Raw genomic sequence first — 16,894 nt, 5'->3', positions numbered from 1 at the left:
AGAGGAAATCAAATGAAGAAATGGTTTAATGCCGCGATGTTAAGTGCTTCAGCAATAGGCTTTTCAGCCCTGGCTTTTGCAACGCCGCAAAAGGAGCTTAGTGAAAGGCTTCAATTGAATGATGGTTTTAGCGCGACTTTTACTCAAGAAGTGACCAGCCCTGATGGGGATGTTGTTATGGAAGGGGAAGGCAATGTCGATATTTTACGCCCAAGCATGTTTCGCTGGGTGACGACACTGCCTGATGAAAATGTGCTGGTATCCGATGGTCAAAACCTGTGGTACTACAGCCCATTTATCGAGCAGGTCAGTATTTACAATCAAGAGCAAGCAACAGAGCAGACGCCATTCGTGTTACTGACACGTAATCGTGCTAGCGATTGGGACAACTACAGCGTCAACCAAAAAGGTGATGTATTTACTTTAGTCCCAACGGCCGTCGACTCAACGCAAGGCCAATTTCAAATCAATATCGATAGCAAAGGCATTGTTCATGGCTTTAATGTGATTGAACAAGATGGCCAAAAAGGCCGCTTTGTTTTCGATAACATAAAAGTGGGCAAACCTGCCTCAGACCGATTTACCTTTGTAGTTCCGGATGGTGTCGAAATTGATGACCAACGGAACTAGGTAGCTAGGACGTTATCGTGAGTAATTTCAGTTTTGATTTTTCAGGGGACGAAGATTTTCGTCCCCTTGCTGCTAGAATGCGCCCAGAAACCGTTGAGCAATATATTGGTCAGCAGCATATTTTGGGTGTGGGGAAACCGCTAAGACGAGCGCTTGAGGCTGGGCAACTGCACTCAATGATTTTGTGGGGACCTCCTGGCACCGGTAAGACAACGCTCGCGGAGGTTGCTGCTAATTATGCCAATGCAGAAGTGGAACGTGTGTCTGCGGTGACTTCCGGCGTTAAAGAGATCCGTGCGGCAATCGAGCGTGCTCGAGAAAACAAACTCGCTGGCAAACGCACCATTTTGTTCGTCGATGAGGTACATCGCTTCAATAAAAGCCAGCAAGATGCGTTCTTGCCACACATCGAAGACGGCACGGTCACCTTTATTGGTGCCACCACTGAAAACCCGTCATTTGAACTCAATAACGCACTGCTTTCACGCGCAAGGGTGTATAAGCTCACCTCGCTCGATACTGCTGATATTTTGCTGGTACTTGAACAAGCAAAAAATGATGAGCGGCGTGGCCTAGGCGCAATCGCCGCGAAGTTCCATGACAATGTGCTTGATCGCCTTGCCGAGTTGGTAAACGGTGATGCAAGGATGTCGTTGAACTACCTTGAACTTCTGTACGATATGGCGGAGGAGAACGAGGCTGGTGAGAAAGACATTACACTGCCGTTACTTGCTGAAGTCGCCGGAGAGAAGGTTAATCGTTTCGATAACAAAGGTGACATTTGGTACGACCTGATTTCTGCTGTGCACAAATCGATTCGTGGCTCAAACCCAGATGCCGCTCTGTATTGGTCAGCAAGAATGATAGCAGCAGGTTGCGATCCTTTGTACATCGCGAGGCGTTTATTGGCGATAGCGTCAGAAGATGTCGGAAATGCTGACCCAAGAGCGATGCAAGTCGCTTTATCCGCATGGGACTGTTTCACTCGTGTAGGTCCTGCCGAAGGTGAGCGGGCGATTGCACAAGCGATTGTCTATCTTGCGTGCGCACCAAAGAGTAATGCAGTTTACACTGCGTGGAAGCAAGCACTGCGAGATGCCCACAATCTCCCAGAGTATGAAGTACCACATCACTTAAGAAACGCCCCTACGTCATTGATGAAAGACATGGGCTATGGCGCGGAGTATCGTTACGCACACGATGAGCCGGGTGCGTATGCCGCTGGCGAGCGCTACTTACCCCCTGAAATGGCGGGTACGCGCTACTACGAGCCGACAAATCGCGGGCTCGAAACCAAAATTGGCGAAAAGTTAGATTATCTGGCGGATTTAGACGCAAAAAGCCCACAAAAGCGCTATGAAAAGTAGTGGCTTTTCGTTATCTTTACTCGGTTAACAAATCAATATCTGTCCTTGGTTAGGAATTGACCAGGGACAGAGTTCTTCACAACTATAAAGCATAGGATTGGCAATGCTGGATTCTAAATTACTTCGTACAGAGCTGGATGAAACAGCTGAAAAATTAGCACGTCGCGGCTTCGCGCTAGACGTAGAAACTATCCGTAAACTTGAAGATCAACGTAAGTCGATTCAAGTAGAAGTTGAGAATTTACAATCCACGCGTAACTCCATTTCTAAGCAGATCGGCCAGAAGATGGCTGCTGGCGACAAAGAAGGCGCTGAAGAGATCAAAAAGCAGATCGGTACACTAGGTAGCGATCTTGAAGCGAAGAAAGAAGAGCTAGCAGCGGTAATGGCTCAACTTGAAGACATCACACTTTCTGTGCCTAACTTGCCAGCGAACGATGTACCACAAGGTAAAGATGAAAACGACAACGTAGAAATTTCTCGTTGGGGTGAGCCTAAGACTTACGACTTTGAAGTAAAGGACCACGTTGACCTAGGTGAAATGGGTGGCGGTCTAGATTTTGCCAGCGCAACGAAGATCACTGGTGCTCGCTTTATCGTCATGAAAGGTCAGTTCGCTCGTCTGCACCGTGCTATCGCACAGTTCATGCTTGATCTTCATACTGAAGAGCACGGCTACACAGAAATGTACGTACCGTATCTAGTAAACGCTGACAGCCTATTTGGCACAGGTCAGCTACCTAAGTTTGGTAAAGATCTGTTCCATACAGAGCCACTGACTGAAAAAGCAAGCGATGAAGAGCCACGTAAACTGTCTCTAATCCCAACTGCTGAAGTGCCGGTGACTAACCTAGTACGCGATACCATCTCTGAAGAGGCTGAACTGCCACTTAAGATGACGGCTCACACACCATGTTTCCGCTCTGAAGCAGGCTCTTACGGTCGTGACACTCGTGGTCTTATCCGTATGCACCAGTTCGACAAAGTTGAACTGGTTCAAATCACTAAGCCAGAAGATTCAATGAATGCGCTTGAAGAGCTAACCGGTCACGCAGAGAAAGTTCTACAACTGCTAGAGCTTCCATACCGTAAAGTGGTTCTTTGTACTGGTGACATGGGCTTCGGTGCTCGTAAAACTTACGACCTAGAAGTTTGGGTTCCAGCGCAAGAGACATACCGTGAGATCTCTTCTTGCTCAAACATGTGGGATTTCCAAGCACGTCGTATGCAAGCTCGCTTCCGTCGTAAAGGTGAGAAGAAGCCTGAGCTTGTTCACACACTAAACGGCTCTGGTCTTGCAGTGGGTCGTACTATGGTAGCTATTCTTGAGAACAACCAAGAAGCGGACGGCCGTATTGCTATCCCAACTGCGCTACAGAAGTACATGGGCGGCGCTACGCACATCGGCTAATGTTAGCGATACACAAGTTTCTAAGCTCGGCATTGCCGAGCTTTTTTTTGCCTTGTGATTCTTATCTCTCGACTATCACCACTAGGATTATTACCAATTTGTAATAGTCTTTATGTATTTGATGTGATTATCAAGTCAGCTTAAACAACTATAATACCCACCTCTGCTGCGGAGCGTGTTTGTTTCTCAACATAATGAGGAGGGGATGTTATGGCCGTAGGGTGGGCAAATGACGATAGTGTCAGCCAACAAATTCAAAATACCATAGACGATGAAATTTCAAGAGTTCGCAGTCTTTCAAGCCAGGGTGTGAGTGCCGAGTTTTGTGATGAATGTGGGGAACCTATTCCACTAGCAAGGCGAACCGCTATCAAAGGTGTGAGACTCTGTATTGAGTGTCAGTCAAACCAAGAACACCATCGTTACCGACAGGCTTTGTTTAATCGTAGAGGAAGCAAGGACAGCCAACTTAGGTAGTCTTTCTCTGGGAGAGGCATTGAAAAGCGGTTGCTTTAGCAGCCGCTTTTGGTGTTAGTTAAAACACTCTTCATTTTCAAGAGCCGTCTCGATTGCTGCCACCAACCTTTCAATATGCTCTGGCTGACTAATGTAGGGAGGCATCATGTAAATGAGTTTACCAAATGGTCGTATCCAAACTCCTTGCTCAACAAAGTGCTTCTGAATCACTTCCATATTCACCGCTTGTTGGGTTTCGACCACACCGATTGCGCCCAACCAACGCACACCTTTTACATTCGAATAGCGTGTTAGTGTAGGCAGTAATTCTGCAAACAGGGATTCAATACTGCTCACTTGAGACTGCCATTCATTGCTCGCAACAATATCTAAACTCGCGCTTGCCACGGCGCAAGCCAGTGGGTTACCCATGAAGGTCGGGCCGTGCATAAAGCAGCCTGCTTCGCCGCCACATACCGTATCGGCCACGTGTTTACTGGTTAATGTGGCTGACAGTGTCATGTAACCGCCGGTGAGAGCCTTGCCGACACACATGATGTCTGGCTGGATGTTGGCGTGTTCGCTGGCAAACAGTTTCCCCGTGCGGCCAAAGCCAGTGGCGATCTCATCAAGAATAAGCAGGACACCATATTGATCGCAAAGCTCTCTTACACGTTTTAGGAAAGTAGGATGGTACAAACGCATTCCGCCAGCCCCTTGCACAATAGGTTCAAGGATCACCGCAGCGACTTCAGAGTGATGAGTATCCATTTTGCATTTGAAATCACGGATGTCCGCTTCATTCCATTCGTCCCAAAACCCAATCTCTGGAGAGTCAGCGAAGATATGCTCAGGCAAAAATCCTTTGTACAAGCTATGCATGGAATTATTCGGATCGGTCACTGACATGGCAGCAAACGTGTCGCCATGGTAGCCGTGGGAGAGAGTGAGGAACTTTGGCCTGCGCTCACCACGAGCGTGCCAATATTGCAGCGCCATCTTCAGTGACACTTCAACCGCTACCGAACCCGAATCAGCCAAGAAGATGTGCTCCATATTATCGGGTGCAAGCTGAAGCAGCTTCTTGCTGACGTCAATGGCAGGCTGGTGGGTGATACCGCCAAACATCACGTGGGACATTTGTTCACTCTGAGATTGCAGTGCTGCATTGAGCTTAGGGTGATTGTAGCCATGAATGGTCGACCACCAAGATGACATCCCATCGACGAGCTCTGTTCCATCCTCCAAAGTCAGATGAACGCCTTTAGCGGATACTACGGGATAACAACTAAGGGGATTGAGTGTGGAAGTGTAGGGGTGCCAAATGTGTTTTTTGTCGAAATCTAAATCCATGAAATCCGGTCGCTCAACTTTTAATCAAGTGTAAACTTGTGTTTGTGGTCGGTGTTGACAGTGTATCGCTTGTCGGTACACTAGCCAAGACTAAAAACAATGAGAGCAAAGGATTTAACTGTGGAAGTACGACACGATTGGACGCATGCCGAAGTGCAAGAGCTGATGAACAAGCCATTTATGGATCTATTGTTCGAAGCGCAAACTGTACACCGTCAACATCAGCAAACCAACCATGTTCAAGTTAGCACCCTGTTATCGATTAAAACCGGTGCTTGCCCTGAAGATTGTAAGTACTGCCCACAAAGCGCACGCTACAAAACCGATGTTGAAGCAGAGCGTTTGATGGAAGTTGAGCGCGTACTTGATGCTGCGCAAAAAGCCAAAAATGCTGGCTCGACACGTTTCTGTATGGGGGCGGCGTGGAAGAACCCCAAAGAGCGTGATATGCCTTTGCTCACCGATATGATTAAAGGCGTCAAAGAGATGGGTCTAGAAACCTGTATGACGCTAGGCATGTTGACGCCCGATCAGGCAACGCACCTTGCAGATGCTGGTCTGGATTACTACAACCACAACCTTGACACCTCCCCAGAGTTCTACGGCAATATCATCACGACCCGAACCTACCAAGACCGTTTGGATACGCTCAGTCACGTGCGTGACGCAGGTATGAAAATCTGCTCAGGTGGCATTATTGGTATGGGTGAGAGTGCTAATGACCGCGCGGGCTTGCTTATGGAGCTTGCCAACCTTCCGGTGCAGCCAGAAAGTGTTCCTATCAATATGCTGGTTAAAGTGAAAGGCACACCGCTTGAAGAAGTGGATGATGTCGAGCCTTTTGACTTTATTCGTCTTATTGCGATTGCTCGGATCATGATGCCTAAATCAGCGGTTCGTCTCTCTGCAGGACGTGAAGACATGAACGAGCAAATGCAGGCGTTATGCTTTATGGCTGGCGCTAATTCTGTGTTCTATGGTTGTAAGCTACTTACTACACCAAACCCAGATGAAGATAAAGATCTTCAGCTGTTTAAAAAGCTCGGGATCAACCGAGAAGAGACCTCTCAAAAACCGGATGAGGTGCAAGAAAACGATCTTCTTGACCAAGTGGTGAGCCGAGTCGCGGCACGTCCTACCAAAGACGACCTATTTTATGACGCTAGCGTTTAATCAGCGCATTCATAAGGCGCTGGAAGAGAGAAAGCAGAGCGACTTATTACGCTCTGTCATCGCCTTAGAAAGCGGCAACCAAGCGGTTTTTCGAAACAATGGTCAGTGGTTTGATAATTTCTCGTCCAATGATTACCTCGGTTTAGCGGCGAGTGATGAGCTCAAACTTTGCTATCAGCAAGCCGTAAGTGACTATGGCGTTGGCAGCGCAGCATCACCGCTGGTTACGGGTTACTCAAATCAGCATCAAAGCCTCGAGTCTGCATTAACGGAATGGCTAGGGTATGACAGTGCGCTGTTCTTTTCTTCCGGATTTGCCGCTAATCAAGCCGTTGTTTTTGCATTGCTGCAAAAGGGCGATTTGCTGCTTCAAGATAAACTAAACCATGCATCATTGATGGAAGCAGGGATGCTGTGTGACGCCGAAATGAAACGCTATCGTCACTGCAATCAAGGGCACCTTGCTCAGTTGCTGCAGGCCGATAAGCCCATGATGGCAGTAACAGAAAGTGTGTTCAGTATGGATGGCGATATTGCCGATCTTGATGGCTTTGTCTCTCTGTGCAAGCAAGCGGGTGCGTTGTCCATGATTGATGATGCTCATGGTATCGGCGTGATTGGCGAGCAGGGCAATGGCGCAGTCGGAATGACAAGTAAACGCGCAGATATTCTGGTCGTGACATTTGGTAAGGCATTTGGCCTCAATGGTGCCGCTATATTGTGCTCACGAGAAATGAAAGATTACCTAACTCAATTTGCGCGTCACTACGTTTACTCAACAGCGTTTTCAGCCGCCCATGCTGTGGCGATTACCAAAGCAGTCGCGATGATTCAAACACAGCAATGGCGCCGGGAAAAGCTGATTGAACTCGGCGCTATCTATGATGAAACGCTAAATGGAACGGCAAGTTTTGTTGCCACTAAAACGCCAATTAAACCTTGGCTGATTGGCGAAGAAAGTGATGTTTTAGCACTTTGCGCTGCGTTAAAGCGTGAGCAGAGTTGGACGACGGCCATTCGACCGCCAACGGTACCCAAAGGCTCGGCGCGACTCAGGATTACGCTATCAGCCGCCCATGAAGCGAAGGCCGTTCAAAAACTTGCTTTCAATTTAAAACGACATTCGGAGGGATGCTAAATGTCAGAGGTATTAGCAAATCTTGTGAATTATCAGACCAATAAAGCTGCGATATCGGAGTCGTTTGGCCGTGCTGCTAGATTTTATGACCAGCACGCCGAACTTCAGCGTCTGGTCGCTGATCGTTTATTGGCTTTGCTACCAAACGATTTGACAAGATATCGTGTTCTCGATTTAGGCTGTGGTACTGGGTATTGTTCTAAAGCGTTGTTGGAGCGGGGAGCGAACCTTGTTTGTGCTGACTTGTCCAGTGAGATGCTTGCTGTTGCCGAACAGCGCTGCGGTGTCGAGCGAGTTCACTACCAAGTTGCTGACGCAGAGGCGCTGCCATTTGAAGACAATCGTTTTGATATCGTGATATCAAGCCTTGCATTACAGTGGTGCAGTGATTTAGCTGTGCCGCTTAGTGAGATGAAGCGAGTGACAAAACCCGGTGGAAGCCTACATTTTTCAACGCTTCTTGATGGCTCTTTACTGGAGCTGAAGCGTTCATGGGGCAAAATTGATGCATATCAACATGTCAACGACTTTACCTCTCTCAATCAGGTAAAAATTGCGTTAGCGCAATCTGAGTGCATCCACCATCAACTAGACTTGCCGAAAATAGTTATGTGGTATGAAACCGCTTTTGGTTTGATGAAAGACCTAAAAGGAATTGGAGCAACGCATGTTGAAGGTCGCTCCAAAGGGTTTACCAGTCGAGGTGCATTGAAGATGCTCGAACTGGAATACAAGCAGTACGCAAATCAAAACGGCCTATTACCCGCCAGTTATCAAATTTGTTTAGGATCAGTTGCATTATGATGAAAGCACTATTTATTGCAGGTACGGATACTGAAGTTGGGAAAACCGTTGTATCAAAAGCGATATTAAGTGCTGTTGGTGCACAAGGAAAAACGACGATAGGGTATAAGCCGGTAGCAGCAGGGTGTGAGAAGACCGAGCAGGGGTTACGTAACTCGGATGCGTTGCATCTCCAGCAGGCAGCGAATCTGAATGTTGATTACGATCTCGTCAACCCGTATGCGTTGTCTCTACCAGCATCACCTCATATCGCGGCGATTGCTGATGACGTTGAAGTGGATTACCAAGTACTCTCTAACGTGCTAGAGCAACATAAACAAAACAGTGATTTTGTGCTGGTAGAAGGCGCAGGTGGTTGGCGCGTACCGGTATCAAAAGACGATTGCTTGTCGACTTGGGTTAAGCAAGAGAAGTTACCAGTCGTGCTTGTTGTGGGTATCAAGCTGGGTTGCTTGAGCCACGCGATGTTAACTGCTGAAGCCATCAAAGCGGATGGACTTGAGCTGGTTGGTTGGGTTGCGAATCGTGTTAACCCAGGCGTTGAGCATTATGCTGAGATCATTGAGATGCTGGAAGGCTCGATGGGTGCACCGAAATTGGGTGAAATTCCATATGTGCCTGGCTGCAAGAAACGAGATTTAGGCAAGTATATTAATCTTGATGTCATTCGTTAATGAACAAGTAACAAATCAAGCACTTTGCGCTTTAAAAAGCCCCTTGCGTATCAATTAACGCTTGGGGCTTTTTTTGTATTCATTTTATACATAATTTATCAACTTCAGTCCGGCTTTTAATCAAATGCAACACTTTTTAAACTTTTTAACTGGTCGTATCACTTTAGTCTTCTGATTTTTAGTAAGTTTTATCAATTTACGCGATTTAGTGAATCCAATGTTAACCCTATGTGTTGAACAGGTGATCTCAGTATGGCATTCTGTGACGAAGCACAAGAGTTTCAATGCAATTGGGTTCAATGCTTAATATTGAGCGATAGTACATTGTAATCTCGCTATAAAACGATAATTTAGTGAAAAACCATACGAAAGTTATGGAGCTAATAAGGCCAAAAAAAAAGCAAAATAAGGCCTCTCAAACGAATTGTATACAAGATTCAACGTTTGAATGATCGGTGTAGCAATCGACATTGTCATCCGTTAAAAACGACGCTAGATACCCCCCAATTATACAACCTAAGTATCTAGCAACATGGAAAGCTGAAATAAAAACGGAGAAATCAATGGCTGGTGTTTTAGGAATGATCCTTGCTGGTGGCGAGGGTTCTCGCCTTCGTCCTCTTACGGAATCTCGCAGTAAGCCTGCAGTACCTTTTGGAGGCAGTTACCGTCTTATCGACTTTGCGCTCAATAATTTTATTAACGCGGACTTGATGAGAATTTATGTTCTTACCCAATTTAAATCCCAATCTCTCTATCAACACATGCGTAAAGGCTGGAATCTGACGGGGATTACCGACAGATTTATTGACCCAATCCCAGCGCAAATGCGTGACGGAAAGCGCTGGTACGAAGGGACTGCCGACGCTATCTACCAAAACGTTCGATTCATTGAACTGGCTAACCCTGAGCATGTCTGCATTTTCGGCTCTGATCATATCTATAAAATGGATATTCGTCAGATGTTGGACTTCCACAAACGTACCGAAGCTAAGCTGACGGTTTCAGCGCTGCGTATGCCACTCGCCGAGGCCTCTGAGTTTGGCGTTATTGAAGTGGACGAAAATGGCAAAATGATCGGCTTTGAAGAGAAACCAGAGAACCCGAAATCGATACCAGGCCACCCTGACATGGCGCTTGTGTCTATGGGTAACTACATTTTCGAAGCAGAGAGTTTGTGTAATGAGCTTCGCATCGATGCGGAGAATGAAAACTCAAGTCATGACTTCGGTAAAGACATCATTCCTAAGATGTTCCCTGAAGGCAGTGTTTATGTGTATGATTTCTCTACGAACAAAATTAGTGGTGAGAAGGATACTACTTATTGGCGCGATGTAGGTACCATCGACTCTTACTGGGCTGCTCACATGGATCTACTCCACGAAGACCCGGAGTTCTCGCTTTATAACCGTAAGTGGCCTCTACATACTTATTACCCGCCTTTGCCACCTGCGACGTTTGTCGATGCTGAGCACCAAAAAATCAAAGTGACGGACAGCTTAATTGCTGGTGGTAGTTACGTTCGTGGTTCTTCTATCTACAAATCGGTACTGGGTTTTAGAAGTAATATTGCTGCTGGTTCTGTAGTGAGTGAATCTGTTATTCTAGGTGACGTTAAGATTGGTGCGGGTTGTACAATCAAGCGCGCAATCATAGACAAAAATGTTGAAATTGCCCCTGGAACTGTGATCGGCGAGGATCTCGAGCTAGACGCGAAGCGTTTCCATGTGTCTCCAGGTGGCATTGTTGTCATCAAAAAAGGGACAAAAGTTGGATTCTAGAATGAGAAACATAGACGTATGGTTTCCAGTTTCAGAAGTTCAAGGGCTGATTAAAAGTGGAGGCTTGGCGGATGTCGCCAAGGCTCTGCCGAAAGCGCTTCAAGAACTTGGCAAGGAGGTAGCGATTACGCTACCTGGCTATCAGAAATTACCTAATAAGGATCAGTATGAGTTTGTGCTTGCCACTGAGCTGGAGCATTGGCCTCATACGCCTTATCAAGTTAAAAAAACCTATCTCGATGGGGTAGAAGTATACGTGATCGAGTGCGATCGCTACTTCGACCGCCCAGAGCTTTACGCTGAGCATAACCGAGCATACGCAGATAACGGCGAGCGCTTTGGTTTTTTCGCTGCTGCGAGTTTAGACGTTCTACCAAAGCTTGGTATCAAACCTGCAGTTGTGCATGCTAACGACTGGCATACAGCCCTCATCCCATTTCTGCTAAGAACGCGTTATGGCGAAGACACGCGCTTTGATGGTACGAAATCGGTACTGACGGTTCACAATGCCATCTTTAAAGGCATCTTTTCATACAGCCAGCTGGAAATCATTCCAGAGCTCCATCTCTCTGGAATGGAGTTTCTGCAATATGGTGAAGGTTGGGTGAGTACGCTGCGTGCGGGTATTGCCTTTGCGGACAAAATCAACGCGGTTAGCCCAAACTATGCCGCTGAGCTAGTGACGCCGCTAGGCTCTCATGGTCTTGTTGACGACTTTGTTCATCGTTCTAAAGACTTACATGGCATAGTGAATGGTTGTGACTATTCCGAGTGGAACCCTAAGCATGATGAGTTTTTGCCTGCCAACTACGGTGATGAGCTAGAAAGCATGTTGTCTGGGAAGCTCGCTTCTAAGACAGCACTTCAGCAAGAGTTAGGACTGCCTGAACGCAACGTTCCTATGGTGGGCATGGTATGCCGATTAACGCACCAAAAAGGTTTCCACTATATCTTGCCAATTTTGGACAAGTTCCTAAAGAATGATGTTCAGGTAGTGATTATCGGTACCGGTGAGCCACAAATCGCGTCTCATTTGAACGACCTTGCTGAAGAGTTTTCAGACAAGCTCAAGTTTGTTGAAGCTTATAGCAACCGCTTTGCTCACTTAGTTGAGGCTGCCTCGGATTTCTTCTTGATGCCTTCTGAGTTTGAAGCGTGCGGCCTTAATCAGATCTACAGTATGGCTTATGGCACTTTGCCTATTGTACGTAAGGTGGGCGGGCTTAAAGATACAGTGATTGATTTTGATGACGATCCAGTGAATGCAACGGGTTTTGGTTTTGATGAACCCTGCCATGATGCATTGCTGATTGTTCTGCAACGTGCACTGCTATTTTATCTGCAGCACCCTGAACAAATGCATGAAATGCAGCTACGTTCAATGCGTAAGGACTTTAGCTGGACTGAATCAGCGAAGGAATACATTAAGATGTATGACTTGGCACTCAGTCAGCAGTAAGCTCACTTTAAAAAGCGGCAATCGCCGCTTTTTTTCATTTTTAGCTACACTTATTAATCATTTTTACCAAATTCATCGATAGTTTTTGCCTGTCGTTAGGCGAATTATGGTAACTTACTTCCAATTGCATCAAGAATATTGAGTACTATGTCAGAGAGTTTGCTGTTTCATAAAACGTATCAACACCCTACCAGTAACGAGTGGGTGGTTTTTGTGCATGGCGCCGGCGGTAGTTCAAATATCTGGTTCAAACAAATCCGTGCTTATCGTGAACATTTCAATCTGTTGTTTATAGACCTTCGTGGCCACGGTAAGTCGAATCAGTTTCTAAAAGACATCATGTCCAATAAGTACACCTTTAAAGAGGTGACAATGGACATTGTGCGCGTATTGGATCATTTGAAAATTCAGTCAGCACATTTTGTTGGCATGTCTCTAGGAACTATCATCGTTCGCAATATTGCGGAGCTCGCGCACTCAAGAGTTCGCTCTATGGTGCTAGGTGGCGCTGTAACGCGTTTTAACACGCGTTCGCAGATCTTGGTGAAGATAGGCAACTGGAGTAAGCACATGATCCCTTACATGTGGTTATACAGCCTATTTGCTTATATTGTGATGCCACAGCCGGGTCAAAAAGAATCTCGTCACTTATTCGTACGTGAAGCGAAGAAGTTGTGTCAGAAAGAGTTTAAGCGCTGGTATCAACTGACAACAGAAGTGAATCCGCTTAACCGTTACTTCAAAGATCGAGAGTTGCCGATCCCAACTTTGTATTTGATGGGTGATAAAGATTATATGTTTATCAAGCCGGTCAAAGAGATGGTGGCTGAACACAAGTCCAGCCGACTTTTAGAGATTAAAGATTGTGGTCATGTGTGCAATGTTGAAAGGCCAGACGAGTTCAATAAGCACTCGATAGATTTCATCAAGTCAGTGGCATCTTAACTTGTTTTGGGGTTTGACAGTTCCAGCAAACCTCAAACTGTCCCTCATTGAGCTCATCACATGCAAAGCAATGCCAATCTGCGTGATTGGTATATTGGTTTTTTAACTGCCACTGCTTGATAATGGCTTTTGCCATCATTGATTGCTCAGTATCGAACAGCCAAACATAAGGCAGTGAGCTTTCGTCAAAAGGCACTTCACCTCTTAGCCCAAATACTCCCTCTCCGCGCACTTCGCAATGTATGCCCTCTGAAGCCAGTTGCTGCTGCACGATGTGAGTTTCTGGTGGGTTGTTGCCGATAAAAATCTTCATCTATTCTTGTACCTGCGGTGAGCGAGACAGTCGCGCCATGATCCATTTAGCGATGAGCGGGAACAAACCAAGTAGTGCAAAGGAAGCCAATACTGTCGGTGATACAATGCCAGAAAGGCTATCAATGTTGGCAAGTTGCGTACCTGCGTTTAAGTACACGGCCGTACCAGGCAGCATACCAAGTTGACTCACCAAGTAGTATTTTGATGCGCGGATTGGCGTCAGACCCATCAATAGGTTAATCAAAAAGAACGGGAATACCGGGATGAGCCTAAGTGAGAACAGGTAAAAGGCACCGTCTTTTTCGACCCCTTTATTAATGGTATCGAGTTTAGAACCAAATTTACTCTGCACCCAGTCGCGAAGTAGGAATCGACTGCTCAAAAACGCCAATGTCGCGCCAATAGTGCTCGCGAAAGAAACCAGTAATAGACTTGTCCAAAAACCAAACAATGCAGCACCTAGCAAGGTAACGACTGCAGCGCCTGGAATCGAAAACGCAGTAATCGCGATGTAGGCAAAAAAGTAAGTGAGTGCCGCAGTAACAAAATTGGCATCGATGTACTCAGCCAGTGCGGCTTGCTGCGCTTTGGCGTTTTCGAGCGTAAGATGTTGACCAAAATTAACGCCTAAAAATACGATGATGGCAACCAGTACTAATCCAAGTATTAGCTTCTTGCTCATGACGATATCCTTTGTAGTGTCTTAGTATTAGTGTAGTAGAAAGGGAGTGTGACCTTTTCCTTTCATCTAATACGAAAAAAATCAGCCATAAGGCTGATTTTTTATTGGGAAAACCAAGGGTTAGTTGATTAAGCTAGCAAGCTCTTCTCGTTTGGTTTGTGGTATCACAGACCAGTGAGTGCCGTTGATGGCGCCTTCTAGTGCCCATAGTAACTCGAGCCCAACTGAGCTAGAGTGGGTTCTTTGGATGGCTTTAAATGCCTCAACGGCGCCGTGCTGCTGTAGATCGCCCACAGATTCGATACCGGCTTTCTTAAGCATACGCTCAGTCGCCAGTCGTAAATTAGGAAGATCCTTTAATCGGTTTGGCTTCGCTTCAGACTGCTGCTCTTTTTCAGTTTTTGCAAACGCGAGCGCCTGTTTAGCATGAGTCAAGATAGCGTCTTGGTCTTGCCAACAATCGTCTGGTAGTGCGAAGTACTTGGTTACCACGGGAAATCCACGCTTTTTATAAACGTATGGTTTGTAACCTAGCTTTTTAAAGGTGGAAATGGTCTGACGGTCAGTTCTGATATGTAATTTGTTATTCACTGCTAATGCAAACATCGTATCGTCTACGAAGATGCCAAATCCGCCGAACATGGATCGAGACTTTACTCTTCCAAGCTGAGCGAATAACTGCATTGAATCTTTTAGTATAGGATTATCCATGCTTATTCTTTTCTCGGTGTTATTGATTGTGTCACCAAAATCAGGTCCGAGAGTATAGCAAACGGGTGTCAGAACTCTGTTAAGCCACTGCTATAACTGAGTCTTTCCCCTTGCCATCGGCAACCCCGCTACCTATCAATAAAAATTGGTTTAGGCCGGTGGCTTTGCGTCCCACCCTTTCAGATGGTTTGCCCTGTGCGTGACACATATAGCATATAGGAAAACTATGTAAGTTATTGATTATTGATTTTAGGAAATGTGATCTTGGTTCAAATAATGTTTGGTTATTTGTGCCTCAAGGTGAATAAAAAATTGACAGATGAAGGGAGAAACTTTGAATAGAGATCAAAAAAAAGTGCCGATTTCGGCACTTTTGTCAGCGTTAGGTTAGGGCTTTGACAGAGTCACGTTCTACAATTTCTGGGTGCATTTCGAAAATGCGTTTTTCGTGACCTTTATCTTTGATTCGTTCTAGTAGAATCTCAAAGGCATTTTTACCAACACGTCGCTTCGGTTGGTGAACCGTTGTCAGCGGTGGCGAGAAGTATTCAGCCAGTTCAATATTGTCATAACCGATAACAGAGATATCTTCAGGTACGTTTACACCAAGCTGTTGAAGGCGACTCATAAGTCCAAATGCCATTGTGTCATTAAAACAGAACACGGCCGTTGGTCTCTCTTCCATTGCGGCGATGCGGTTAGCGGCGATTACCGCAGTATCACATTCAAAGTTACCTTCAAGAATGCGATCTTCTTTCATCTCAATGCCGGCTTCCGCCAGTGCGCGTTTATAGCCGATGATGCGTTCTTGGCATACCGCTTTTTCTAGGTGACCACTTAGACAGGCAATATCGGTATGACCTTTCTCAATCAAAAACTTAGTCGCTAGATAGCCACCTTCCTCTGAATTATCGATGATCTTATCGGCTTGAGAGCTCTCTGGACCCCAATCCATGATCACTTTTGGAATGTCTGCGTGACGGTCAAGCATTTCAAGAAGCTCTTCAGTCAAGTCGGAACACATCACCAAAATACCATCGACGCGTTTTTCTGCCAGCATGCGAATGTAGTCACGCTGCTTCTCGTAAACACCACCTGTGTTACACAAAATCAGTGTATAGCCTTGGCGATAGCAGTAACTTTCAACGCCATCGATAACTTCTGAGAAAAATAAGTTGGTCGATTGGGTGACCAACATACCAATGGTTTTAGTCGAATTGCACTTCAGGCTACGAGCAACAGCACTAGGCGCGTAGTTGAGTTCATCGACCGCCGCCATCACTTTTTCTTGCGTTGCTTCTGCAACAAAACGAGTTTTATTAATTACATGGGATACTGTGGTCGTGGAAACGCCAGCAAGTCGGGCGACATCTTTAATGGTTGCCATAGTGATATCCTATTAGTCGCGGCTTATTGAATTAGTGAGTAAACGTTTGTGCCGCTTTAATTTTAGTGGTTCCAGCGCTTTTGTGAATAAACGGATGTAAAAGCGGAAACCGGCAAGTGTATGCAAGCCTAGGCAGAATCAACAAATTGAGCTCAAAGCTCGATATTGCCACCTAAGTGGAGATGATTTTCTGTAATACCAATGGGCGATTGCATTTAAACGGCGAATTGTAGTCGCAGCTTAGTGAGCTGGCAATCATTTATCCCACAAATTTATAACTAAGGCGCAAAATTGACTCAGATGACTGAAAACCACGTTTGCGCCTTTAGTATGTGTCGCACCTATCAGTTGATATCGGAGTTAGTCGTTTTCATCCGCAAGGTAGGTCAGGTCTAACAGACAGAAGGCGTGCAAGAGGCTTGCAGCAGCAGAGTAGAAGCCAAATTCATCAAACTGTTGGCACTTTTTAACAAACTGAGGCAACCAACTCATGAGATGAGTATTGATGAAGTCCGCTTGCTCGTGCAGTGCGTCATTCATATGCGCGTCGTTCTCCAGTTCGTTCGAACGGATGATAAGGTTACCTAGAAAATCGAGTTCGATGGCAA

17 protein-coding genes and 1 riboswitch are annotated in these 16,894 nt (G+C 46.0%); of the genes, 11 read left to right on the top strand and 6 right to left on the bottom strand.

From position 1 onward, the window contains the following. The first annotated feature begins 12 nt into the window (after positions 1-12). From lolA to ACVA6Q_RS14010, 4 genes are all read left to right on the top strand, one after another. Positions 13-630 carry an outer membrane lipoprotein chaperone LolA gene (gene lolA / locus ACVA6Q_RS14025; RefSeq protein WP_418641591.1) on the top strand — a complete coding sequence of 206 codons (618 nt, stop codon included), beginning with the start codon at positions 13-15 and terminating at the stop codon, positions 628-630. 77 nt (positions 631-707) lie between these two features. After that, complete coding sequence (locus ACVA6Q_RS14020; protein WP_446648066.1) at positions 708-1,997, top strand: replication-associated recombination protein A; 1,290 nt, start codon at positions 708-710, stop codon at positions 1,995-1,997. Between the two features lie 103 nt (positions 1,998-2,100). Beyond that, positions 2,101-3,408, top strand: a complete 1,308-nt coding sequence (gene serS / locus ACVA6Q_RS14015; protein WP_446647914.1) for a serine--tRNA ligase — start codon at positions 2,101-2,103, stop codon at positions 3,406-3,408. Positions 3,409-3,618: 210 nt separating this feature from the next. After that, positions 3,619-3,885 carry a DksA/TraR family C4-type zinc finger protein gene (locus ACVA6Q_RS14010; protein WP_353498323.1) on the top strand — a complete coding sequence of 89 codons (267 nt, stop codon included), beginning with the start codon at positions 3,619-3,621 and terminating at the stop codon, positions 3,883-3,885. A 54-nt stretch (positions 3,886-3,939) separates the two neighbouring features. Here the strand turns inward: ACVA6Q_RS14010 and bioA are convergent, their stop codons facing one another. Then, a complete protein-coding gene (bioA, locus tag ACVA6Q_RS14005; protein WP_446647913.1) occupies positions 3,940-5,217 on the bottom strand; it encodes an adenosylmethionine--8-amino-7-oxononanoate transaminase in 1,278 nt (425 codons plus the stop codon). A 120-nt stretch (positions 5,218-5,337) separates the two neighbouring features. On the opposite strand from bioA, the gene bioB reads away from it, so the two are divergent. The 7 genes from bioB to ACVA6Q_RS13970 all read left to right on the top strand — a co-directional run bounded on the left by bioB (position 5,338) and on the right by ACVA6Q_RS13970 (position 13,191). Further along, on the top strand, positions 5,338-6,390 hold the full coding sequence (bioB, locus tag ACVA6Q_RS14000; RefSeq protein WP_446647912.1) for a biotin synthase BioB: 1,053 nt from the start codon (positions 5,338-5,340) through the stop codon (positions 6,388-6,390). Next, positions 6,374-7,528 (top strand): 8-amino-7-oxononanoate synthase, encoded by a 1,155-nt coding sequence (locus ACVA6Q_RS13995; protein WP_446647911.1) that lies wholly within the window; start codon positions 6,374-6,376, stop codon positions 7,526-7,528. The genes bioB and ACVA6Q_RS13995 overlap by 17 nt, the downstream gene beginning before the upstream one ends. Beyond that, on the top strand, positions 7,529-8,332 hold the full coding sequence (gene bioC, locus ACVA6Q_RS13990; protein WP_446647910.1) for a malonyl-ACP O-methyltransferase BioC: 804 nt from the start codon (positions 7,529-7,531) through the stop codon (positions 8,330-8,332). It abuts the gene before it with no gap. Continuing rightward, positions 8,329-9,006 (top strand): dethiobiotin synthase, encoded by a 678-nt coding sequence (gene bioD, locus ACVA6Q_RS13985; RefSeq protein ID WP_446647909.1) that lies wholly within the window; start codon positions 8,329-8,331, stop codon positions 9,004-9,006. The genes bioC and bioD overlap by 4 nt, the downstream gene beginning before the upstream one ends. Before the next feature lie 563 nt (positions 9,007-9,569). Further along, entirely contained in the window at positions 9,570-10,787 is a 1,218-nt protein-coding gene (gene glgC, locus ACVA6Q_RS13980; protein ID WP_446647908.1) for a glucose-1-phosphate adenylyltransferase, read from the top strand. 1 nt (position 10,788) lies between these two features. Further along, positions 10,789-12,246, top strand: coding sequence for a glycogen synthase GlgA (glgA, locus tag ACVA6Q_RS13975; RefSeq protein ID WP_446647907.1), 1,458 nt, complete (start codon positions 10,789-10,791; stop codon positions 12,244-12,246). Between the two features lie 147 nt (positions 12,247-12,393). Then, the gene (locus tag ACVA6Q_RS13970; protein WP_112462002.1) at positions 12,394-13,191 is read left to right on the top strand and encodes an alpha/beta fold hydrolase; all 798 of its coding nucleotides are present in this window, start codon (positions 12,394-12,396) and stop codon (positions 13,189-13,191) included. On the opposite strand, the gene ACVA6Q_RS13965 is transcribed toward ACVA6Q_RS13970, so the two are convergent. The 5 genes from ACVA6Q_RS13965 to ACVA6Q_RS13945 all read right to left on the bottom strand — a co-directional run. Further along, the gene (locus ACVA6Q_RS13965; protein ID WP_446647906.1) at positions 13,172-13,504 is read right to left on the bottom strand and encodes a putative signal transducing protein; all 333 of its coding nucleotides are present in this window, start codon (positions 13,502-13,504) and stop codon (positions 13,172-13,174) included. The two genes, ACVA6Q_RS13970 and ACVA6Q_RS13965, sit on opposite strands and share 20 nt — an antisense overlap. Then, positions 13,505-14,188, bottom strand: a complete 684-nt coding sequence (locus ACVA6Q_RS13960) for a TVP38/TMEM64 family protein (protein WP_112462003.1) — start codon at positions 14,186-14,188, stop codon at positions 13,505-13,507. Between the two features lie 120 nt (positions 14,189-14,308). Continuing rightward, positions 14,309-14,899 (bottom strand): TfoX/Sxy family DNA transformation protein, encoded by a 591-nt coding sequence (locus ACVA6Q_RS13955; RefSeq protein WP_353498331.1) that lies wholly within the window; start codon positions 14,897-14,899, stop codon positions 14,309-14,311. A gap of 115 nt (positions 14,900-15,014) precedes the next feature. Beyond that, positions 15,015-15,102: riboswitch (cyclic di-GMP riboswitch) on the bottom strand. A gap of 179 nt (positions 15,103-15,281) precedes the next feature. Further along, on the bottom strand, positions 15,282-16,286 hold the full coding sequence (gene purR / locus ACVA6Q_RS13950) for an HTH-type transcriptional repressor PurR (RefSeq protein ID WP_353498332.1): 1,005 nt from the start codon (positions 16,284-16,286) through the stop codon (positions 15,282-15,284). A gap of 360 nt (positions 16,287-16,646) precedes the next feature. Further along, positions 16,647-16,894, bottom strand: a 248-nt coding sequence (locus ACVA6Q_RS13945) for a molecular chaperone TorD family protein (RefSeq protein WP_446647905.1), incomplete at its 5' end; no start/stop codon positions are given.

The organism is Vibrio sp. DNB22_10_4 (assembly GCF_052879755.1).
Note: the sequence above shows the minus strand (reverse complement) of the source record. Positions and strands in the feature narration are given on the sequence as shown.